14 protein-coding genes are annotated in these 22,446 nt (G+C 38.5%); 2 read left to right on the top strand and 12 right to left on the bottom strand.

Annotation, left to right across the window (positions count from 1 at the left end; all coding sequences use genetic code 11):
* Nucleotides 1-158: 158 nt before the first annotated feature.
* The 4 genes from PHT93_RS05800 to PHT93_RS05785 all read right to left on the bottom strand — a co-directional run bounded on the left by PHT93_RS05800 (nt 159) and on the right by PHT93_RS05785 (nt 7,147).
* On the bottom strand, nt 159-1,469 hold the full coding sequence (locus tag PHT93_RS05800) for an ABC transporter permease (RefSeq protein WP_300240596.1): 1,311 nt from the start codon (nt 1,467-1,469) through the stop codon (nt 159-161).
* Entirely contained in the window at nt 1,466-2,395 is a 930-nt protein-coding gene (locus PHT93_RS05795) for an ATP-binding cassette domain-containing protein (protein ID WP_300240594.1), read from the bottom strand. Before PHT93_RS05795 ends, PHT93_RS05800 begins: the two co-directional genes overlap by 4 nt.
* Nucleotides 2,396-2,412: 17 nt before the next feature.
* Complete coding sequence (gene dnaG, locus PHT93_RS05790) at nt 2,413-4,455, bottom strand: DNA primase (protein ID WP_300240592.1); 2,043 nt, start codon at nt 4,453-4,455, stop codon at nt 2,413-2,415.
* 358 nt (nt 4,456-4,813) lie between these two features.
* Nucleotides 4,814-7,147 carry a beta-galactosidase gene (locus tag PHT93_RS05785; protein WP_300240590.1) on the bottom strand — a complete coding sequence of 778 codons (2,334 nt, stop codon included), beginning with the start codon at nt 7,145-7,147 and terminating at the stop codon, nt 4,814-4,816.
* A 280-nt stretch (nt 7,148-7,427) separates the two neighbouring features.
* Between PHT93_RS05785 and PHT93_RS05780 the strand changes: the two genes are divergently transcribed.
* Nucleotides 7,428-8,336 carry a DUF5106 domain-containing protein gene (locus PHT93_RS05780; protein ID WP_300240587.1) on the top strand — a complete coding sequence of 303 codons (909 nt, stop codon included), beginning with the start codon at nt 7,428-7,430 and terminating at the stop codon, nt 8,334-8,336.
* Between the two features lie 174 nt (nt 8,337-8,510).
* Here PHT93_RS05780 and PHT93_RS05775 read toward each other — a convergent pair whose 3' ends face one another.
* The 6 genes from PHT93_RS05775 to PHT93_RS05750 form a co-directional block, all read right to left on the bottom strand.
* Complete coding sequence (locus PHT93_RS05775; RefSeq protein ID WP_300240585.1) at nt 8,511-9,221, bottom strand: hypothetical protein; 711 nt, start codon at nt 9,219-9,221, stop codon at nt 8,511-8,513.
* A 77-nt stretch (nt 9,222-9,298) separates the two neighbouring features.
* Complete coding sequence (locus tag PHT93_RS05770; protein ID WP_300240613.1) at nt 9,299-10,102, bottom strand: alpha/beta hydrolase family protein; 804 nt, start codon at nt 10,100-10,102, stop codon at nt 9,299-9,301.
* A gap of 67 nt (nt 10,103-10,169) precedes the next feature.
* Nucleotides 10,170-11,651: a proline--tRNA ligase gene (gene proS, locus PHT93_RS05765; RefSeq protein WP_300240583.1), complete on the bottom strand. Its 1,482-nt coding sequence runs from the start codon at nt 11,649-11,651 to the stop codon at nt 10,170-10,172.
* 416 nt (nt 11,652-12,067) lie between these two features.
* A complete protein-coding gene (locus PHT93_RS05760; RefSeq protein WP_300240581.1) occupies nt 12,068-14,548 on the bottom strand; it encodes an ATP-binding protein in 2,481 nt (826 codons plus the stop codon).
* Nucleotides 14,535-16,253 carry a phosphoethanolamine transferase gene (locus PHT93_RS05755; RefSeq protein ID WP_300240578.1) on the bottom strand — a complete coding sequence of 573 codons (1,719 nt, stop codon included), beginning with the start codon at nt 16,251-16,253 and terminating at the stop codon, nt 14,535-14,537. Before PHT93_RS05755 ends, PHT93_RS05760 begins: the two co-directional genes overlap by 14 nt.
* Nucleotides 16,254-16,499: 246 nt before the next feature.
* Nucleotides 16,500-17,201 (bottom strand): Crp/Fnr family transcriptional regulator, encoded by a 702-nt coding sequence (locus PHT93_RS05750; RefSeq protein ID WP_300240577.1) that lies wholly within the window; start codon nt 17,199-17,201, stop codon nt 16,500-16,502.
* Between the two features lie 163 nt (nt 17,202-17,364).
* Between PHT93_RS05750 and PHT93_RS05745 the strand changes: the two genes are divergently transcribed.
* On the top strand, nt 17,365-19,533 hold the full coding sequence (locus tag PHT93_RS05745) for a DUF5686 family protein (protein WP_300240574.1): 2,169 nt from the start codon (nt 17,365-17,367) through the stop codon (nt 19,531-19,533).
* Nucleotides 19,534-19,564: 31 nt separating this feature from the next.
* Here PHT93_RS05745 and PHT93_RS05740 read toward each other — a convergent pair whose 3' ends face one another.
* The gene (locus PHT93_RS05740; RefSeq protein ID WP_300240572.1) at nt 19,565-20,419 is read right to left on the bottom strand and encodes an N-acetylmuramoyl-L-alanine amidase-like domain-containing protein; all 855 of its coding nucleotides are present in this window, start codon (nt 20,417-20,419) and stop codon (nt 19,565-19,567) included.
* A gap of 2 nt (nt 20,420-20,421) precedes the next feature.
* Complete coding sequence (gene uvrB / locus PHT93_RS05735; RefSeq protein ID WP_300240570.1) at nt 20,422-22,446, bottom strand: excinuclease ABC subunit UvrB; 2,025 nt, start codon at nt 22,444-22,446, stop codon at nt 20,422-20,424.

The raw sequence follows: 22,446 nt of genomic DNA, 5'->3' as shown, positions 1-22,446 counted from the left end.
TGTTTATGAGAACAAAAGTAACCAATTATTGACAATAACCCGTAATTCTATGATAAAATCAGTACTAAGACTCCCTCTCCCCTCCTTATTGTAAAGGGCAGGAAAGGGCTGAGGGAGTTATAATTTTCCAGAAAAGAAAACGCTGTTTTTAAAAGTCGTTATTTATACTTGATCCATTTTATCAATTCTTTTATATCCGGCTTTTTACCATACATAAGGATACCGACACGGTAGATTTTAGCAGATAGCCAGGTAATACCGATAGCTGTTCCGTAAAGCAACGCAATAGAAAGAGCCAATTGCCAGTAAGGGACATCAAACGGCAAGCGTATCATCATAACGATTGGTGAAGTCAGCGGAATCAATGAACACCAGAAAGCTAACGGTCCATCGGGGTTTTCCATACTGTAAATGCCGGCATACAAGGCAAAAATCATCAAAACTGTAATCGGCATCATAAATTGTTGTGTATCTTCCTGTGAGTCAACAGAAGAGCCTATCGCAGCAAATAAAGAAGCATAAAGCAAATAACCGCCGATGAAGAACAGAACAAAGAAAATACCCAGCTGAACAAAATTAATCGTATTTATAATTTCAAATATTTCCGGATTATTCATCATGTTGGCAGATACGTTTGTACCCTGTTGCGCCATTCCGTTTACAGTCACCATATCCGGACTTATTCCTCCGCCAAAGATCAATTGCGAACCAAACAATAAAGCGGTGGTCAGAATACCCCACAGGAACAACTGCGTCAGTCCGACAAAACAAATACCGATAATTTTACCCATCATCAAATCGAATGGTCTGACGGAAGAAATGATAACCTCAACAATGCGGTTCGTTTTCTCCTCCATTACCCCTTGCATCACCATCCCTCCGTATATCATGATAAACATATAAATCAGAAGCGTGAAAACCATACCGGTTATGGAAGCAACCATAGACGATGATTTACTTTCTTTGCCATCTGTACCCCATTTGATTGTCTGTACATCAAAATTGATCTTGGATTCTTTTATAATCTCTTTCAGGTTCGGGATATTGAAAGAAGCCATTTTTTCTTCTTCCAGTTCTTTACTGATCACCTGATTTATGAGCCGACTTAACTCTCCGGGGATTTGTTTTTCTGAATAAAGTGTAGCAGCGGTTGGATTCTGTAATAAATCGTCCGTAATACTCAGGAAAGCATAGATTTCTTTATTATCACTATTTCGATAATCTTCTAATGATTTCTCACTTTGAACAAATCGATAATTTTCTGTATCCTGAAATAACGCAGCATATTTTCCTGTATTATCTATCACAGCGATATTATGCACATCATCACCTTTTATTGAAGAAAGCCACAGGGGAATAAACACCATAGCAACCATCAGGATGGGCATCAGGAAAGTCAATAGCAGAAAAGACTTTTTACTTACTCTGCGCAGGTATTCTCTTTTTATTATTATTTCTAACTTACTCATACTTCTGTTGTATTTGGGGCTGATACCGTGTTAATAAATATATCATTCATGGAAGGTAGTTCTTCTGTAAAAGAAATGATCTCACCTTGTTTTGTCAGCAGGCTCACAAGATCAGAATTACTCATATCAACTTCTTTATGGATACGAATTTCACGTACGCCCTTTGCTGTTTCATCAGACAAAATCGTGTATTTATCTGTTTCAAAAGTCTCACTCTCGATGCCTGAATCTACAAGTTTCAGCAAAAACGTATTTCCTTTAAAGCGATTACGCACTTCCGTCACATCTCCGGAAAGTACCACCTGCGACCGGTTTATTAAGGCAATATCATCACAGATTTCTTCCACCGAAGCCATATTATGTGTAGAGAAGATAATAGTACGTCCTTCATTTTTCAATTCCAATATTTCTTGTTTTAGGATATCGGCATTTACTGGGTCGAAGCCACTGAACGGTTCATCGAAAATAAGCAATGGGGGTTCGTGAATAATCGTTATGATAAATTGTACTTTCTGCTGCATTCCTTTAGAGAGTTCCTCTAACTTTCGGTTCCACCACGACATAATATCAAACTTTTCAAACCAATGTATCAGTCGTTTCCTCGCTACCGGATAAGAAAGTCCTTTTAATTGGGCAAGATAAATTGCCTGTTCGCCGACTTTCATCTTCTTATACAAGCCACGTTCTTCCGGCATATAGCCGATCTGATATATATCTTCCGGCTTGGACAGCCTGCCATCAAAGCGAACGATTCCACTGTCAGGTGCCGTTATCCGGTTAATAATCCGGATCAGTGTGGTTTTTCCCGCCCCGTTCGGGCCTAACAAACCGAAAACTTTTCCTTTTGCCACCTGAATGCTTACTTTGTTCAGCGCTAAATGACCGGAATACTGTTTAACTACGTCTTCTGTTTCTAAAAAATTCATAGATTGTTTATATTAGGTTACATCTTTAATATGATACGCTCTCCCAGTTGTTTACTCAAAACACTTTTTATTTTATCCAACTTTAACAACTCTTCCATTTTACTCATTACTTCATCCATTCTATCTTCTTGTTGCGCCTTTTTAAGGTCAGCCTGAATAATCTTTCTTTTATGTTTAATATACGCATCCTTGAGAGCATAAAGATCAGTTACTACATACTGATGTAAGTTCTTATCCTCCGTCTCAAGTTCACGAAATTTAGAGTGATATTTACTCAGTTGATACTTGTCTTCAATCAAATCAGCAGCTAAGCGACTGATGTTAACATCGGGATGAGACAGGAAATATTTATGTGCGATAAACCCTTCGTCCGTACAGCGTGCTGATGCTTCATCAAGCATTTGTTTGAAAAGAGGGGTCATAAACGTGAGGTCGTCACGTTCCATGTCAAATCCAATATATTCTGCAACACGTATTACAACACGTTCCTCATTCTCATCTATATAGTCATACAAAACAACCTCCCCGTAACGGACAATGTATCGCAACAAAGCTAACTCAAAAACTTCATACGGCGAACGCGTAACAGATGGCGATTGCGGCGGAGTAGAAGACAATTGTCCGTTCTCCATTTGGGCAATTTCTTCTTCGGTCAAAGGAGGAATATCATCAGGAGGAGTAGGCATACCTTCCGAATCAAAACTATTTGTATAAGCCGGTGGCGTAGGCGTATGACGAACCGGAGTAGCTGTCGGTTTTTGTAAAAGTAATTTATTGACCTGATTCAGAATAACTCGTTCGTCCATTTCCATCATCGAACTACATTCGCGGATATAAACCGTACGCGCAATATCGTTCGGAATAATAGCGATTGAGGCAATGATATCCGTAATCAAGGCAGAACGCTTCATCGGATCATGGCCGGCTTCTTTTAGTAAAAGTTCTGTTTTGAATCGTATAAAGTCGGTTTCTTTCTTTTCTATAAAATCAGTAAAAGCAGCAGCATTATTCTTTCTGGCGAACGAATCCGGATCTTCTCCGTCAGGCAGCAGCACGACTTTAATGTTCATTCCCTCTTCCAATAAAAGGTCTATCCCTCTTAAAGCAGCCTTTATCCCGGCCGCATCTCCATCATACAGGACGGTTATATTATTCGTAAAACGATGGATCATACGTATCTGCCCCGGAGTAAGAGCCGTACCGGAAGAAGCAACCACATTCTCTATTCCCGCCTGATGCATTGAGATCACATCCGTATAGCCCTCCACTAAAAAGCATTTATCGGCACGAACAATCGCTTGTTTGGCAAAATAGATTCCGTAGAGTTCATTACTTTTATGGTAAATCTCGCTTTCGGGAGAGTTCATGTACTTGGCCGTTTTCTCATCTTTTTTCAGAATACGTCCACCAAAAGCAACCACCTTTCCACTCACACTATGCACGGGAAACATCACACGCCCCCTGAAGCGGTCGTTCACTTTCCCATTATCATACGCAATAACCAATCCCGTTTTTTCGAGAAATTCCTGTTTATATCCCTTACGCAACGCTTCCTGATACAGTCCGTCCCATTGGTCCAGACTATAACCCAGTTGAAACTTCCGTATCGTATCTTCGCGGAATCCTCGTTCTATAAAGTAACGCAAGCCTACACTTTTCCCTTCAACATGTTCATGCAGCATGGACATAAAATAATCTTGTGCCCAAGAATTAATTATAAACATACTTTCCCGGGTACTTTGCGTTTCTTTTTCCTTATCCGTCAGTTCCCGTTCCTGTATCTCAATATTATATTTTTTAGCTAAAACACGTAAGGCATCAAAATAACTTATCTGTTCATGCTTCATAATGAAGTGAACAGCCGTTCCCCCTTCACCACAAGCAAAGCATTTACAAATATTTTTAGCCGGTGAAACATAGAAAGACGGCGTTTTATCCGCATGAAAAGGACAAAGGCCAACGTAGTTTACCCCTCTCTTTCTTAATGTTACAAATTCGGAAACAACATCCACAATGTTTGCAGCATCCAGAATCCGGTCTATAGTAGGTTGATCTATCATTATGTTTTTGAGAAAATCTATTGGAACAAAAATACGATTATTTTTGCAGCCCTTCAGAGTTTCCCTAAAACAATATAAGAATTAACTATCTTAACTCTGCATATAAACAAAAAATAGAAATAAAAACGGCCCCACAATGCAGAGAAATATGCACTAATTTATAGCCAAAAATATGGCCAATTTTATTAGTTGAAAATCAAACGAAAAATAAGCGCAAAAATATAAAGGTTATTTTTCCAATTATAAAGGATATTTTTGGAAAAATATCCTTTATATTTTTTTATTCATACTAATGCTTTAAAAATCCTCCAAAAGCACGTCCGGTTTTATACGCAGATGATCCTACATATATATATAATTATTCCTTTAAATTAAATGGTCTTTTCTTTATATAAACCTTGAAGTCTTTTATCATTCCGGGTCTGTTTTCTTCCGCACGCGGAAGATAGGAGAAACCGGTTATTTGTTTGTCTTCTCCCAAATCAATCACGATCTGATGTGGATGTGAGGGCTTGGATGATGAATAGTTCGTATGCCAGAAAGTAGATTCCTGCAAGTCGAAAACATTCGATGCGATATTATTTGCATCATCTAATTCTTCACTATCTGCATAAATAACTTTCCAATGTTGACGGGAAACAGGTTTTCCGTCAGTTCCCAGCAATTCCAGTTCTGCAATAGCGGTATAATCATCACCACCGTGCGAATTCAAGGCTTCGAGACAGAAGAAACGAGAATCGATTTCTTTTCCGAATTTCATATGCTGCCAACCATTACCCGGTTTAAACGCACCTTGATAGACCGGTTTCTCATCTGTCAGATTGAGATTTTCACCCAATTTGCGATGTGAGTATGCCCCATTACCTCTTTGAACATCCAATATCGGTTTTTCCAGACCTTTCGTTTCCGGTTTAGATGGTGAAGCCATATCCAGAATAATGATTTCATTTTCACCTTTCTTCAGCCAACAACCTGGCATATAAAGCGTTTGTTGAGGTCCGATTTCCCAATAGCGGCCGATAGCGTAACCATTTACCCAAACCATTCCTTTACTCCAGTTTGTCATATCAAAGAATGTATCACCAACTTTATCTAAAGTAAATGTACCCTTATAATAAGCCGGTTGTTTGGTATCATTCGGTTCTTTTGTATAGTTTTTTCCTTTTGCAAATTCATAATCAACCGGAATAGTATAGACTTCCCAATTTTTCAACTCCTTGCTTCCTGAGGCGGACTCGAGTTCAACTTTTTCAGTTATTCCTTTCCAGTCATAAATACCCTTCCCGAAATTCATACGCCCCATCGCTTCTACAAGAATATCTAACTGCGAAGTTGCTTCCAAAGGAGGTAACTTCACAACTCCGTCTCCTTTCAGGCGACTAAGCGTTGCTATCTTCTTTCCGTCCACAAAAACTTGTGTCCAGTCGTGCGCTTCTGTAATAATCAATGTTTGTTCTTCTTTGGAAAGCTCTAATTTCGTACGATACAAAATACTACCCCAACCCTGATCAAAAAATTCCATTGAGCGGATATTTTCACTTTGTTTCGCTTCCGGCAGATTCTTAAAAAGAGGAGCAATCTCCGTCAGTTCAAATGTGGGGATCGAAATTGTAGGGATAGGTTCGGGTACTTCCGGAAGAGTGTAACCTTGAGGCAAATAGTTCTTCAGCAATTCGCGGACTTCATAGTATTTAGGTGTGATATTACCCGATTCTCCGATCGGCGCATCATAATCATAAGAGGTACAAGTAGGGGAAAAATTAGGAAAATTAGCACCAGCCCAATGTCCGAAACTTGTTCCTCCATGCGTCATGTATAAACTGAACGAGATATTACGATCAAGCATTGCTTTCATACCGTTTACTAATTCCTTCGCACTACGAGTTTCATGTTTGGCACCCCAGTGATCAAACCAACCTGACCAGAATTCACTACACATCAAGGGCGTATTCGGGCGCAACTCCGTCAATCGCTTAAATTGGTCATCAATATTAGCTCCGGTTCCGAAATTGATTGTCCAAAGTAAATCATCAAGTGCGTTATTTTCAAAATTAGAATTCCAGTCACATTGAAAGAGAGGTACATCCGCAAACCCGGAACCCTTCACAATATCACGAATTTCAGCGACATAAGGTTTATCCGTGCCGAATGCACCGTATTCATTCTCCACCTGCACCATAATAATATTTCCACCTTTTGTTATCTGTAGGCCGGATAATTGTTTTCCGACTTCATTCATAAACAAACGGGTTCTTTCCATATAATACGGATCTTGTTCACGTAGCTTGATATCTTTCTTCTTCAACAACCACCAGGGAAGTCCGCCCATCTCCCACTCCGCACACACATACGGCCCCGGGCGAACAATCACATACATATCATACTTCTGCGCCAACTTACAAAAAGCAGCAATATCTTTTTGCCCGGTAAAATCATATTGCCCTTCCTGAGGCTCATGATAATTCCAAAACACATACAGACAAATCGTATTCATGCCCAACGCCTTACAAGCCTGAATCCGATGTTCCCAATATTCCTTAGGAATTCGCGGATAATGAATCTCCGCCGCCTTTACAACAAACGGCTCACCATTCAGCAAGAACGTCTTATCACCCACTTCAAAAGTCCCTTTTGTAGAACATGCGGTTAACGCAGTCGCAAACAGAACGAGAAAGAGTAGTACTTTTTTCATTATTAGTTATTTTATGTTTTCATTAAGTTCAACAGCAATTATAACTCAGTCACTTTTTATTAGATCAAGACTTACAATAATTGAGATGTCGCAAAAATACAATACATTCTAAAGAAAAATGTTTAATTATAATTCAAATTCGTTTATTTTACGTCAAATTATCCCTCTTTCGAGCTAAAGACATGTTAGGTTGTGTTAGTTTTTTATATTGAATCAGTTATATTTGCAATCAATTAAATATGTAAGTTTTATGACTATGAGAGGAATATACCTTCTATTTATGTCTGCATTTTTACTGTCGTGTAATGCGACTCCTTCTTCAACCGTTAAGAAACAAGAAGAACAACAAGATAAAAGTCCGGTATTTAAAATGGTTAGCATTCCAAGTATTCTGGCAACTCCGGAAGAAAGGGCTGAATATTTAGTAAAAAACTATTGGAATAATTTTGATTTTTCGGACACGATCTACGTAGATAATGAAGATGTTACAGAACAAGCTTTTGTAAACTACATAGATATACTCCCTCACACCAATTATGAGATAGCCAATGCCTCAATAAAAAAGACGATAGAAAAGGCTTCTACAGAGAAAAAGATGGTTGATTATTTTTTCAGTTTGTATGAAAAATATTTCTATGATGCGAATTCTCCGATGCGAAATGATGAACTATTTATTCCTGTGCTTGAGGGAATAATCGCATCGCCCGCTTATGAAGAGGCAGAAAAGATACGTCCGCAGAACCTTTTACATCTTGCTTTAAAAAACAGAGTTGGTGAGAAGGCTAATGATTTTACGTTTACGCTCAAGAACGGACAGAAACAAAGTCTTTATAAACAAAAGGCGAAATACTTATTAGTCTATTTCTATAATCCTGGTTGTCCGGCATGTAAGGAAACAAGCACAAAAATGAAGGCATCTCAAGTTATTTCTTCTGCTTTATCTGATAAGACATTGAAGGTTCTTGCCGTTTATCCCGATGAAGACTTGGAAGAATGGAAAAAATATTTGAATGATATTCCTGAAAACTGGATAAGCGGATATGATCAGGATGTATATCTGAAAAATGAAGAGATTTATGATCTGAAAGCGATACCTACTCTTTATTTCTTAGATCAGGACAAGAAAGTAATATTTAAAGACGCTAATTTTGAGCAGATCGAAGCTTATTTGCTTCAAAATAAGCAATAAGGGATCGGCTATGTTAGATATAAAAAACGTTAAGCAGCTAATACTTTCTCGAAAAACATGTTGTACAGCATAAATTATGCGTATATTTGCATCGTGTTTTTCATGGTATTAGATTTAAAGTTAGCAATTAAGATTGGGGTTGTCGTGAGACAACCTTTTTTTGTTTATATGCTTTTAAAAGAGTCGAAAGTTTAATTGAAAATTCAACAAAGGATATACTTTAATATCCTTTAAAAATTTATTCATATCATTGAGTTCTCCGTCTATATCAAAATCTCCGTAATCCGTAACGACAGTACTTTCTTCTATGATAACTTTAGGTGTTCCATGAAACATGGCTCCTAATTCTATTGTAAACCCGAACCTGTTATTCTTGGTAAAGGAACGAGTGAAACCAAGTCCGACATAGGGTTTAATCTTATTTGTTTCGAGCTTCGCAGAAACGACTCCTTTGGCTGGTATGACAAGTTCATGGGTTATCTCCACCGAATAATCCGCTTCTCCAACAACATTAATAATATTGGCAGTTCCCCAATAGACTCCTCCGATAATATGAAATGGAGATTTCTTAAATGGGAAAATATCAGCTAAAAGCAAACCATTAACCATATTGGCTTTTGCATTCAATGGTACAGGTAGTTCCATTTCATATTCTTTATAACTGACAACACCTTTATATTCGTAATCGTACGAATATTTCAGCAACGAGAGTCCTGTCCGAAAAGATAATGCAGGAGTCACACTTGAAGCAAGTTGTACGCCAACACCAAGAGTTCCAACATTCACAGAAACCGACATATTACCAAATGGTTTGTACTCTTTCTGTGCAGTTATTGTTGTTACCAACATAGCAAACAAAACAATAATAGGAATTCTCGCAATCATAGATTTACTAAAATTAGGTACGACAAGTTGATGTTATGGTCATAAAATAAATAGAAACACAATAACCAGAAAGAGACTTATTTTTCAAAATATTTTCTAAAGAAGAGTATCTGGAAATCAATCGAGTTACGCCAATAATCAGCATTATGGACACCTGGTCGCACTTGGAACTCATGATCAATCTTATACTTTAACAGTTTCCCGTGTAAATCCTGATTTATCTCATAAAAGAAATCTCCATAGCCACAGTCCACGATAATTGCCAATTCTCCATTTTTCAAACGGTCAACCTGATTGATAACCGAATGTTGTTCCCAAACTTCACGATTGCTACTTTCGTCACCTAACTGTTTATTCATTTCCCAATTATTCGGAAATGGGCGGATATCTACACCTCCACTTGTACTACCGGCAGCGCCAAAAACATCTGTATGTCTGAACGCTAACCATAAAGCACCATGTCCTCCCATACTTAAGCCAGTAATAGCCCTTGCACTACGATCTTTTTTAACGGGATAATGTGTATCAATGTAATTAACAAGTTCTTTAGCGACAAAAGTTTCATAGCGATAAGATGGATCTTTCGGGCTATCCCAGTACCAGCTGTTTTTAGCATCAGGACAAACAAAGACAATTCCTGCCTGGTCTGCAATTTCCGGCAAATTAGGTTTTATTCCAATCCACGAACGAGCATTTCCACTATATCCATGAAGCAGATAGATAACAGGAGCATCAGCTTTAATTGAAGTAGGCGCAACTACAACGACTTCGACATTCTTATTCATAGAAGGGCTATGAACAGCAATTGTATCCACTTTTGCAGCATGCAAAGAAATAAAGCTGCCAATAAAAAAAATTAAAGATAAGCTTAGCTTTTTCATCATTTCAGATCTGTTAGAATTAAGAAAAAAAGGCGAACATTTCTATTCGCCTTTATCGTTTTATTTTTTAATAAGAACGAGCAAATAGCACCCGACGTTCAGAAGGTTTACCCGTCAGGATACATTTTCCCGGCGTTGTATCACCATCCAACGGTACACATCGTATTGTTGCTTTTGTTTCGTTTTTAATCTGTTCCTCAGTTTCAGGCGTTCCATCCCAGTGAGCAAGGATAAAATTCCCCTCATCTAATTTCGCCTTAAAGTCGTCGTATGTATCAGCTTCAACTGTATGAGCAGCACGAAAGTCGTATGCTTTGGTGAAAATATTCTGTTGTATATCTTCCAATAAATTCTTTACATACTCTTCAATGCCATCGCATGTAATTGTTTCTTTCACTAAGGTATCACGACGCATCACTTCGATTGTATTATTTTCCAGATCACGCCCGCCCATAGCTAAACGAACAGGAACACCCTTCAGTTCATATTCCGCAAATTTCCATCCGGGCTTTTTATTATCTGCATCATCAAATTTCACAGATATCCCCATCTTTTTCAGATTTGCAACAATTCCGGCCACCTTCTCACGAATCTGTGTTAGTTGCTCGTCATTTCTGTAAATCGGAACAATCACCACCTGTATCGGAGCCAAATGGGGAGGTAACACCAAACCATTATCATCTGAGTGCGCCATGATCAGTGCACCAATCAGACGAGTAGAAACACCCCACGAAGTAGCCCAGGCATACTCAATTTTTCCTTCCTTATCGATAAAAGTGACATCAAACGCCTTCCCGAAATTCTGACCAAGGAAATGGGATGTTCCGGCTTGCAAAGCTTTCCCATCTTGCATCATAGCCTCAATGGTATAAGTATCAATTGCACCGGCAAAGCGTTCACTTGCCGTTTTCACACCTTTGACAACCGGCATAGCCATATAATTTTCCGCAAAATCAGCATACACATCCTGCATCATACGAGCTTCCTTTTCGGCCTCTTCCTGAGTAGCATGCGCCGTATGACCTTCCTGCCAGAGGAACTCTGCTGTTCGTAGAAATAAACGGGTACGCATTTCCCAGCGCATCACATTCGCCCATTGATTACATAAGATAGGAAGATCACGATAAGATTGTATCCAATTACGATAGGTATTCCATATGATCGTTTCGGAAGTAGGACGGATAATCAGTTCTTCTTCTAATTTAGCATTTGGATCAACCTCCACTCCCGTTTTGTCAGCATTAGTTCTCAGACGATAATGCGTTACAACAGCACATTCTTTCGCAAAACCTTCTACATGTTCTGCTTCTTTACTAAGAAATGACTTGGGGATCAGTAACGGAAAATAAGCGTTCACATGCCCTGTTTCTTTAAACTTGTCGTCAAGAATACGTTGCATTTTTTCCCAGATCGCGTATCCATAAGGTTTAATAACCATACAACCACGCACTGCTGAGTTCTCTGCTAAATCAGCTTTAATTACCAAATCCTGATACCATTGCGAGTAATTTTCACTACGCTTGGTTAGTTCTTTCAACTCCTTTGCCATTTCTGCTTTTACTTAATATATATAACGTTCAATACGATTACTTTAAGATTCGCAAAGGTATAAAATATTTTGTTCCGTGAAGCAGTCGTCGGGATTATACATTAGGTGCGTATATATAAAAAAACAGAGAGCACCATTTAGGGAAGGTGCCCTCATTTTTCGCAGACTTAGTAAAAAAATACTCTCGAACTAACCTAATCTTTCTTTTGTGTGTAAAAACAGTGTGTAAATGTAGAAACGTTCTGTTTCGATACATTATACTATCCCAATAGTATGCCAAAACATACAGTTTATCGGGGCAAGCTACACAAACAGTTGATAATCAACAAACAAAAGAAATCAATAATAAAAAAAGAGTATTCCTCCAATCGTCCATAAGTGTAGAAAACATTGTGGAGGTGTAGAATTATTCCACATCACAATCCACATTTCTGTTCAGCGACATCCATCATTACTACTTCAATTTGTGTATTTAATTCCTGAATTAACGAGCGCCAGGCAGAATCTGAAAGTTCTTCGTCGTTTTTCTCCAGCAATCGCAAACGTTGGACAAGAGAATTGGCACCTATCATAGAAAAAACAGGAATCATTTTATGCGCTATTTTTGAAGCTTTATCACGATCAGTTTGTTCAAGTGTACTGTTCAATCGTTTTACATTTTCAGAAGTTTCACTTTCAAATGTTGACAAAATTGAATTAAGAGCTTCTTTATCTCCCCCTGCGAAGTCCGTTAAAGAAGTAAAATCCAGTTTAGTATCCATTTGCAGATCAGTAGATAAAATATCATTCAAAACAGCAATAAGCTCTTTTGCGGTAAATGGTTTATTCAGGAATCCGGTAAATCCAGCGTCGAAATAGGTTTCTTTTTCATTTGCAACACTTGCGGATAAGGCTATTACCGGCAACACATCTGTCCCTGAAATTCCCGACTCCCGAATCTGCCCTACTAACTCAAAGCCATTGAGTCCCGGCATTTGTATATCTGTAATAACAATATCATATTTTTGTTCTCGTAGCAGATCAAGCACTTTCCGGGGATCTGTACAAGTCTTTACAATTACGAGACTTTGCTTTAATAATTCTTCAGTCAGAGCCAACTGAAGGGGATCATCATCGACCAATAAGCAATTAATCACACGTCCGTTTGCGACAATGTCAGAAACTTTTTCCTCTATAGGTTCCGGGCTACTTCCTGTAGTGTTTTTTTCAACTTCTTCCAACGGAAAATCTAAATAAAACACACTTCCTTTTCCTACAGTACTTTCTAAGGAGATAGAGCCACCCATCAGTTCGACAAGTTTACGCGTTATTGAAAGTCCTAAACCAAAACCCTCTGCTTTTTCTTTTTTCAAACGGGTAAATTCGCCAAAGATACCGGCCTGTTCTTCTTCCGGAATACCTTGCCCTGTATCACTGACAGACAAGCATAATTGTTTATCCCGAATGCGAACAGACATTCGTACCTCTCCTTCATTTGTGAATTTTATCGCATTAGACAGTAAATTACTTACTATTTGTCTTATACGAATCGTATCCCCCAGATATGTCAAATCCATATCCACTTCATCCATATCAATGCTAAAAGTCAGTTTTTTAGCATCTGCAATAGGTTTAAAGCTGGCAAAAATATCATCAAACAAAGGTTTTATATTAAACGGAACTTTCTGAATCTCCATCTTACCAGAGTCTAATCGATGAAAATCAAGCAAGTCATTTACCAAAGAGAGTATATGATTTGAAGAACTGCTCATATTTTCCAAATAATAGCGTTGTCTCTCGTCCGGTTTTCTTTTCAGAAGCAGCTCAACATATCCCAGTATTGAAGATAACGGAGCACGAATATCATGGCTTATTGTCAACATGACCTTTTCCTGTTTCACCAATAGCTCTTCGGCATATTGTTTTGCTTTTTCTAACTGGCGTCTATAGTATTTACTTTTGGAAATATCTCTACTGATAACTAACACAAATCCTATAATAATCAGAATCGCAGCAATAGCCACTACCCCCATAATACGCGTTGAATCTGTATATAGCTTCTGTTTAGCAGCCATTTTTTCGATTGAAGCGTCCATTTCTTCCTCTTCAATTGCATACAGGATCTGATTAATACGCGTATTAATCAATGCATTATTATGTCTTAACTCAGCAGCCTTATCATAAAGTTTATAATTCAACTGTTTCCTCTCTTTATCCATCTTCTCCCGAAATTCCTTAAGAATATCAGAAGTTCCATTTTTCGGATCGTATATATTAATAGTTGAGTCGGATTTAGAATTACTAATGGTCTTTATTACTACACCAACATCTTCTTTTGGGGGAACAAATGCATCAGCAAGTCTCTTAAAAAAACCTTTTTTCTTACGAGCTATTACAACCGAATCTCTTTTTGTCTCTATCTCATTTGTTCTATCTACTTTCGTAACAACCGTATCAGACGCTATTTTCTTGATTTGTTTATCGTATAATTTATCCGAACTCATATCTTGCCATAGCACATAGAGTTGTTCTGTATTTAGCCTTTTGTTTTCAATTAAAACGCCTATTGTATCAACCCCTTGAACATGAAATGAATCTGTCAGCATCAGTCGAAGTTCATCAAGACATTCCTGTGTCTCATCCATCGTTTCATTAAATAGATCAAAATGTTCTTGAGTCATTCCTATAGGTTGCCCTATAGCTGCACTTTCATTCAACAGTGAAATAGTACGTGTTATCAGGTAGGCTCTTTCTCTCTGTTGTTGCTCTGAACCGTCATCCGTATTCATTGCTTTAATAAGATGGAGGATATAGAAAATAGAGCCAAAGGCTACTATAGCAAACAGTGTATAGCCTGATATTACTTTTAGTGTAAGGTGTTTATTTTTATCGTCATTGATAAGATTATTCTTTTTCATATGCAATATTCCATTTATCAAGCATGATAAAGTCCTGTTTCTTCAATCCGATTTTCCAGAAAGGCACAGGATTGTCATGATCTCCTAAATACATTCTATCCCGTATCACAAACGTTTCTGACGAAAGCGAATAACTTTCATCTAAAACATCGGTTTTAATACTCGCAATATCCAGCATGGTATGAAATAGACTATTAGTGCTAACCGGAACATCCGCGTGTTTCTTTACTTGCTCAAATTTCTGAGGAAAACAGGTTTTATAATCTTCCGAAAACCAATAAACATACGGGATATGCAGTTGATAATATGTTGGAATTGGAGAAGCGTGTAAATAACGATTTCTGTTGTCGTCAAAAATATCTTCACCATGGTCACTCAAATAAGCTAAAACCGCACAAGTATTCGATTTGTCAAGTCTTTTGATTATTTCACTTAGCACATAATCGGTATAACAAATCGTATTATCATATGAATTGCGCAATTCTTTCTTTAAAGATGCCCTGATTCCATCTGCTTTATCTGGTGTAAATATAGAAAAATCTTTTGGATAACGTTCATAATAATTGAAATGCGATCCATATGTATGAAGTACGATAAAGAGATTATCATCCGATTTCGTCAATTCTTTTTCTAAATAAGGAAGCAGAGCATCGTCATGTAATGATTTCAGATATGAACCGGTTTTAAATGTACTCATATCAATAAAAGTATCTGCTTCTCTATAGAAACAACCGATTATAGACGTCGTCAGTTTCTGGTTAGCAATCACCACTGTCTTAAATCCGGCTTCTTTAAATGCTGTCACAATACTCTTTTGTTCATAAAGTATCTCGTAGTTTTCTGCACTTGCTGCAGATAATATAATCGGCACACTTTTATGCGTATTATTCGATTGTGTCACGGCATCCTTTAAATAGACCAGATTTGCTGTTTTCTTAAGATTAGGAGTTGTTTCGCGTTCGTATCCATACAAACCCCACTCCATCGCCCGTCCGGTTTCACCAACAACAAGAACATAGACCTCTCTTTGTTTCTCAGCCCGGTCTGATTTCACAGCTTTAAAAGAAAAATCAGCCGAAGTTTTCTTATAATTCGCATTCTTTCGGGATTTATTAATCGCGAAATACAAATTATACAAAGCATTGGCCGGATAAATATCATTTTTAACGGAGAATGAGTAATCGAACAAAGGGAATGAGGAACATAGAACAGCACTTACCAACAAAAGCATTCCGCCACGTTTTGCCCATTTTTTTCTAAAATCAACGGTCAGTTTTTCTTTCAAGCGGACAGAACGGAATGCCAACAACAGAGTCGGCAAGGTATAAAATAGAAAAACACAGCTAATAACGACGAAGATATTCGACAGCAATTCACTGGCTTCAGAAGCGTTCGAACTGGTTAAGTTCAGGAACATATCTACCGCTATAACGGATTCTCCAAAAAGATATAATAAGACAAGCTGTCCGCCGTCTAAAATCACTTTAGGTAACAAACACCAGACTACAATTCCCGGCTTAGGAGCAAGAACTAACACACAAAGCATTATAGCCAATGGAATACCTACAGAAGCCAAACCTAACACAAACGGAAGTGGTTCTGTAAAAAACAAGACAAGATTAGGAATAATGGATAATAACACAAACACAAAATAAAAACTGGTTTGCGACTGACACCATTTCCTTATATAATTAAAAAACTGCATTTAGAATAAGGAATAAGAAATACATGTACACATAAACTCTCTCAAAAAAAATCCAAAGCACACAGGTACAAAAGTAAACGGAATTATGAAGAAACTATTTTACTAATTCGTAAAAAGATACAGCAAATGTTGTTTACAACTATAATCTTCGGGTTATTACAGATTATTAACAGAAAACGGATAAAAAAAAGACTCTCTATTTATCGAAAGCCTTTTCAATATCTTGTACACAATGTCTTTGCTGTTTTAGCCCATCTTACTTATTTTTTTCAATTTCTCTTCATCAATAAGTTTGATTTTGCGTCCATCCAATGCAATTATACGTTCGGAAACAAACGTAGATAAAGTACGTATCGCGTTAGATGTTGTCATATTAGATAAGTTTGCTAAATCCTCACGGGCCAGATAAATACTTAACGTCGCACCGTCTTCTTCCAAACCATAGCTGTCCTTCAGGAACAGAAGAGATTCCGCTAAACGTCCACGAATATGTTTCTGAGTCAAGTTTACAGTCCGTTCATCAGCAATCCCCAGATCAACTGAAAGCTGACGAATAAAAAACAAGGCCAGATTGGTATTCCCCATCAACAAGTCAGTAACGACAGACATAGGTATCAAACAAACCGTAGATGCCTCAAAAGCAGCCGCATTCGTCAGATAATCTTCCTGCGCAAAATTCGCCCGATAGCCAAAATACTGAACAGGTTTAATCATTCGTATAATCTGACTTCGTCCGCCTACGCCTTCTTTGAAAATCTTCACCTTACCTCTCAGTAAGCACATCATATCCTTGGGTTCGTCGCCCTCGCAATAAATTAACTCATTTCGTTTAAATTGCTGGATCGTCGAATTACTCCGGAGAATTTCCCTTTCTTTGTCTGTTAAAACCCTCCATACATCTGATAAACTGGCCGACAGATCGACCTCTCCTTGTTGTTGCTTAACCACGACTGCTATATAACATACTTATGAAGCACAAATATAAGACAATTCTTTTAAATCATTAATACTTTTCTGTTTAATAATTGCATAGTATCTAAGATTTTAGAGGATATTACAAGCTTTCTCATTTTTATTTTTTACGTTTGTAACGATACTAAATTAGAGATAATTGAATAAACTATTATTCATATTTATATTTTTTTCTGTCACATGTAAACTAACCGCTTTAACCGTAGCGGACACGAGTAAAGGTGTTTTATCAGCTAAGGACAGTGCTGAGGTTTTGAATGAGACCGCAGATTCAATTATGCGCTCTGTTATTTCTAATGCTGCGATCTATGAAAAGACGTTATCCAAGTATGAAGCGGATATATATATAAAAGGGCGAACCGAGATTCTGCAAAATAACGCCTTGATTCGTTTGGCTCATCATATACTTCCTGTTAATCGTAAAAACAGGGATATGCTTTTTGAAATGCTTAGTTTTTCGCAATTCAACGCCCCCAATATTTACAAACACGAAATCAAAGCAATTACAGGGAACAGCATTCCAAATCAAAAGAAACAACAAGAAGCGCTCAACTTCCTGAACATAAATGTATATTCTGCGACTCTGTATAAGGAGGAATTGCTTACCCCGATCTCTCCTAATGCTTTTTCTTATTATAAATTCAAGCTTCTGGGATATGAGAATTATAAGGACAGGAGGATTTATAATATTCAGTTTATACCTAAAGTTATCAGTCAGAAATTAGTATCGGGAAACATTTATGTAATGGATAAATGGTGGACAATCGATAAAATCGACATAAGCGGACGGTATTCTTTTGCGGATTTTAATCTTGTTATGTCGTATTGTCGGGACACGGAGAGATTTATCCTCCCTGAGAATGCCGATCTTAAAATGAGAGTGAATCTGCTGGGGAATATTATTGAAACGGTCTATCATTCTAATTTCAACTACCGGAAAATAGAATGGCAGAATGACAATTTACTGACTAAAGTAAAAAAATCGCTTGACCTGACTAATTACTACAGCTTATCCAAGAAAGAAATCCCTATTATAAGAAATTCAAGTTATTGGAATCATTATCGCGATTGTCCGCTCACCAATGAAGAGAAAAGGTTATATGCCATGGACACGAAGTCAGAAGCAGCATCCGATACAAGTCGCACTTCAAAGTATCTGGAAATTACGGAAAACCTGACGGGATCGATTAATATGGACTTGCGGAGTACTGAGCTTCGTTATTCGGGGTTATTAAACCCCTCTCAATTAGGATATTCCAAGTTGAATGGAGTTACTTACAGGCAATTATTACGGTTTACTAAAAACTATGAAAACGGACGTCAGTTGCGTTTTCGTCCGGAAGTCGGTTTCATATTCAAAAGGAAAGAGTTATTTCTGAAACTGAGTGGTGAGTTTGAATATTGTCCGCAACGATTGGGGTATCTTAGTTTTTCAGTCGGAAATACGTATCAGAGTTATTCGTCTGTGTTTATGCAGGAGATCAAAGAACAGGTTAAGGACTCGACTTTCAATTTTGACAAACTGGATCTGCCTTATTTTAAATCGTATTTTGCCGACATTCGTCACAACATCGAAGTTTTTCACGGATTACAGGCTGCGGCAGGGCTTTCTTATTATTTCCGTACTCCTTCTGAAAAGCACAGGGTGATGGAGAACGAAAACATCAACGACATCGTAAATAAAGATTATACGGATTTCACGCCGGTTATTAACCTATCTTATACACCAAGACAATATTATCGCATGGTAGGTCGGAAGAAGGAATATATGTATTCTTTCTATCCGACTATCACAGCAGAAATAGCTCAGGCTATTCCGGGTATATTAAACAGTAACGGAGATTATTGTCGTGTAGAGGCAAACGTGCAACAAGCGGTATCGTTAGGATTATGTAGGGTATTAAGTTACAACGTAAGTGGAGGCTTATATACAGAGCAGAAGTCGGTTTATTTTGCGGACTTCCGCTTTTTCGGACAAAGTTTTTTCCCCGACAGATGGAGCGAAGAAATAGGGGGAAAATTCCATTTACTTAAACGGGAATGGTATAATGCATCAGACAAATATGTACAGGGGCATTTCATGTACGAGAGTCCGTTTATTCTACTTCATCTGTTTAAGCAAGGTATGTCCAAATATGTCCTATCCGAACGTTTTTATTTCGGGCAACTATGGACTCCCGTCCTGAATAGTTATACCGAGGTGGGTTACGGTATCGGTAATCACATCTTTAACATTGCAGGATTCGTCAGTTTTAAAGGAAAAGAGTATCAGCGATTCGGTCTTCGTTTTGCCTTTGAATTATTCTGATGACCGGAAAGAGTATGGGTAGAAGAAAAGCTCAGTTTTCCGAAAACACCGGACGGACAACAATAATTCCTTTATTGCTTTTTATTGCTTCCGCGTATTGATGCAGAGTACGAGGTTCTACAATAACCTTTTTATGGGAGGAAGACGCATGTATAAAGGTGAGCTCTCCGTCTTTCCATTTAGCCAGGCCAACATGAGACACATCTAATCCTTTGATGGAAGTAACAAAAGCAATCATATCACCCTCCTGAATACCGTTGCGAAGGGCGTCAATCCGTTCTTTGGGGATGTAATAGTATGAACGCTTATTAATTGACTGTTCAATAGTAGCCATCTTCTCAATTCGTAGGGAATCTCCTTTCAACGATTTGTATTTATCCGGATTTTCACTCATGAACGATACGGATACAGGTAATGCCTCCCCTCCTATTTGTTGAGTTATATCTTTTATTAATCCCTTCAGGCTATTATCATATATCCAATCGGTCGTATAATGTAACCGGCTCGTGTATCCGTCAATTATTCCATGCCGGTAACGGAATAACTGCAGGTTTATACAAAAGGACTCAAAGGTGGGCTCGCCATCTAAAACCGTTTTGGACAAGGAAAGCACGGTTTCCACAAAAGTAGTACAGTCTAACTCGCGAAGATTAACAACTAACCCTTCGGGCTCTTTTTCCAGCGTGGAAGCAACATAAGGAACAGTCAAAAAGAAATCGGCAGTTGCCATCAACACCGCCTGAGGAGTTCTTTCTTTGGTTTGTATATAGTCTATGTACTGTCCGAATCGCTGTTTATCCAGATCAGTGGTATAAATAACAGATTCTGAAGCTATAGCGCATAAAGAGACAAACAAGATAGAAAGTATAAGGCAACCGACACGCATGATTATTCTTTTTTAGTAGCTAATAAATCCTGTAGTTTGAGTAATTCGTCGCGGAACTGAGCGGCTTCAATGAAGTCGAGTTTCTTAGCGGCTTCTGTCATCTGTTTGCGGGTTCGTTCAATTGCTTTCTCTAATTGAGGACGGGTCATATAACTTATAACCGGATCAGCGACAAGACTAATACTGGGTTCTATATACGCGTATGGTTCAGCCGTTTCAGACTGCTTTTCGGACAGCAATGACGATGTATTTCGTTTCACCTGAGTAGGGGTAATCCCATGGGCTTCATTATAAGCTAACTGCTTTTCTCTTCTGCGGTTTGTTTCATCTATGGTCAACTGCATACTTTCTGTAATCCTGTCGGCATAGAAAATTACTTTCCCGTTTACATTACGCGCTGCACGACCGGCTGTTTGCGTCAGCGAACGATGCGAGCGAAGGAATCCCTCCTTGTCGGCATCCAATATGGCTACTAACGAGACTTCCGGCAAGTCCAATCCCTCACGCAGCAGGTTTACTCCAATCAACACATCAAACAATCCCTTTCGCAGATCGTCCATAATCTGAATACGATCCAACGTTTCCACATCACTGTGGATATAATTACAACGCACCCCCATCCTTGTCAGATAAGCAGTCAGCTCCTCCGCCATCCGTTTCGTCAGCGTGGTTACCAAAACCCGTTCGTCTTTCGCGGCACAACGTTGTATCTCTTCCATCAGGTCGTCAATCTGATTCATCGTCGGACGGATATCGATTACCGGATCCAACAATCCGGTAGGTCGAATCACCTGATCAACAATCACCCCCTCGCTTTTTTCCAATTCAAAATCAGCAGGTGTTGCACTGACATAAATAGCACATGAAATCAGCGACTCGAACTCTTCAAATGTCAACGGACGATTATCCGTTGCCGCAGGAAGACGAAAACCATATTCCACTAAATTCTGCTTCCTTGAACGATCTCCTCCGTACATTGCCCGTATCTGAGGAATGGTCACATGACTCTCATCCACAACAAGCATGAAGTCTTTCGGAAAATAATCCAACAAACAATAAGGGCGTTCTCCTGCCTCCCTTCCGTCAAAGTAACGCGAATAATTCTCAATCCCCGAGCAATGCCCTAATTCACGTATCATCTCCAAGTCAAAAGTTACCCGTTCATACAAACGTTTTGCTTCAAAATGCTTACCAATTGATTTCAGATACTCCACCTGCGTTCCGAGATCTACATCAATCTGACCGATAGCTTTGTTTATCTGATTCTGCGTAGTAACGAACAAATTCGTCGGATAAATATTCAACTCCGTTTGTTCATCTATCTCCCGCCCCGTGTCTGGTTCAAAAGAAGAAATACGCTCTATCTCATCCCCCCAGAATTCAACCCGGTAAGCCATTCCGTCAAAAGTTTCAATCGCCGGAAAAATATCGACACTGTCACCATTAACCCGAAATGTTCCGCGCCTGAATTCAACCTTATCATTTACATACAATGCATCAACCAAACGTCGGATCATTTTATCCCGGTCAATCTGCATGCCGGCCTCCAGATGTACCACTTTTTCAGCAAACGCACTTGGGTCAGCCATACCATACAAGCAAGAAACCGACGAAACAACAATAACATCCTTTCGTCCGGACAATAAAGAAGCAGTCGCCCGCAACCTCAACTTATCAATTTCGTCATTGATAGAAAGGTCTTTCTCTATATATGTATCCGTTGTCGGGAGATAAGCCTCGGGCTGATAATAATCGTAATAGGAAACAAAATACTCCACAGCATTATTGGGAAAGAAAGCCTTGAATTCGCTGTATAGCTGCGCTGCCAATGTCTTATTATGACTTAGTATCAACGTCGGGCGTTGTACTTTTTCAATCACATTAGCAATCGTAAAGGTTTTTCCCGAACCGGTAACCCCCAAAAGCGTCTGAAACGGCACTCCACTAAACAACCCCTCAGTCAGAGCCGCAATAGCCTCAGGTTGATCTCCGGTCGGTTTAAAAGGAGATGATAATTCAAAATTCAT

Source organism: Massilibacteroides sp. (genome assembly GCF_028705895.1).
Taxonomy (GTDB): domain Bacteria; phylum Bacteroidota; class Bacteroidia; order Bacteroidales; family Tannerellaceae; genus Massilibacteroides.
Note: the sequence above shows the minus strand (reverse complement) of the source record. Positions and strands in the feature narration are given on the sequence as shown.

Coding starts and splice junctions, on each gene's coding strand:
- proS (WP_300240583.1), bottom strand. CDS start 11,651: ATGGCAAAGGAGTTGAAAGAACTAACCAAGCGTAGTGAAAATTACTCG.
- dnaG (WP_300240592.1), bottom strand. CDS start 4,455: ATGATAGATCAACCTACTATAGACCGGATTCTGGATGCTGCAAACATT.
- PHT93_RS05760 (WP_300240581.1), bottom strand. CDS start 14,548: ATGAAAAAGAATAATCTTATCAATGACGATAAAAATAAACACCTTACA.
- PHT93_RS05800 (WP_300240596.1), bottom strand. CDS start 1,469: ATGAGTAAGTTAGAAATAATAATAAAAAGAGAATACCTGCGCAGAGTA.
- PHT93_RS05770 (WP_300240613.1), bottom strand. CDS start 10,102: ATGAAAAAGCTAAGCTTATCTTTAATTTTTTTTATTGGCAGCTTTATT.
- PHT93_RS05795 (WP_300240594.1), bottom strand. CDS start 2,395: ATGAATTTTTTAGAAACAGAAGACGTAGTTAAACAGTATTCCGGTCAT.
- PHT93_RS05775 (WP_300240585.1), bottom strand. CDS start 9,221: ATGATTGCGAGAATTCCTATTATTGTTTTGTTTGCTATGTTGGTAACA.
- uvrB (WP_300240570.1), bottom strand. CDS start 22,446: ATGAATTTTGAATTATCATCTCCTTTTAAACCGACCGGAGATCAACCT.
- PHT93_RS05785 (WP_300240590.1), bottom strand. CDS start 7,147: ATGAAAAAAGTACTACTCTTTCTCGTTCTGTTTGCGACTGCGTTAACC.
- PHT93_RS05740 (WP_300240572.1), bottom strand. CDS start 20,419: ATGCGTGTCGGTTGCCTTATACTTTCTATCTTGTTTGTCTCTTTATGC.
- PHT93_RS05780 (WP_300240587.1), top strand. CDS start 7,428: ATGTCTGCATTTTTACTGTCGTGTAATGCGACTCCTTCTTCAACCGTT.
- PHT93_RS05755 (WP_300240578.1), bottom strand. CDS start 16,253: ATGCAGTTTTTTAATTATATAAGGAAATGGTGTCAGTCGCAAACCAGT.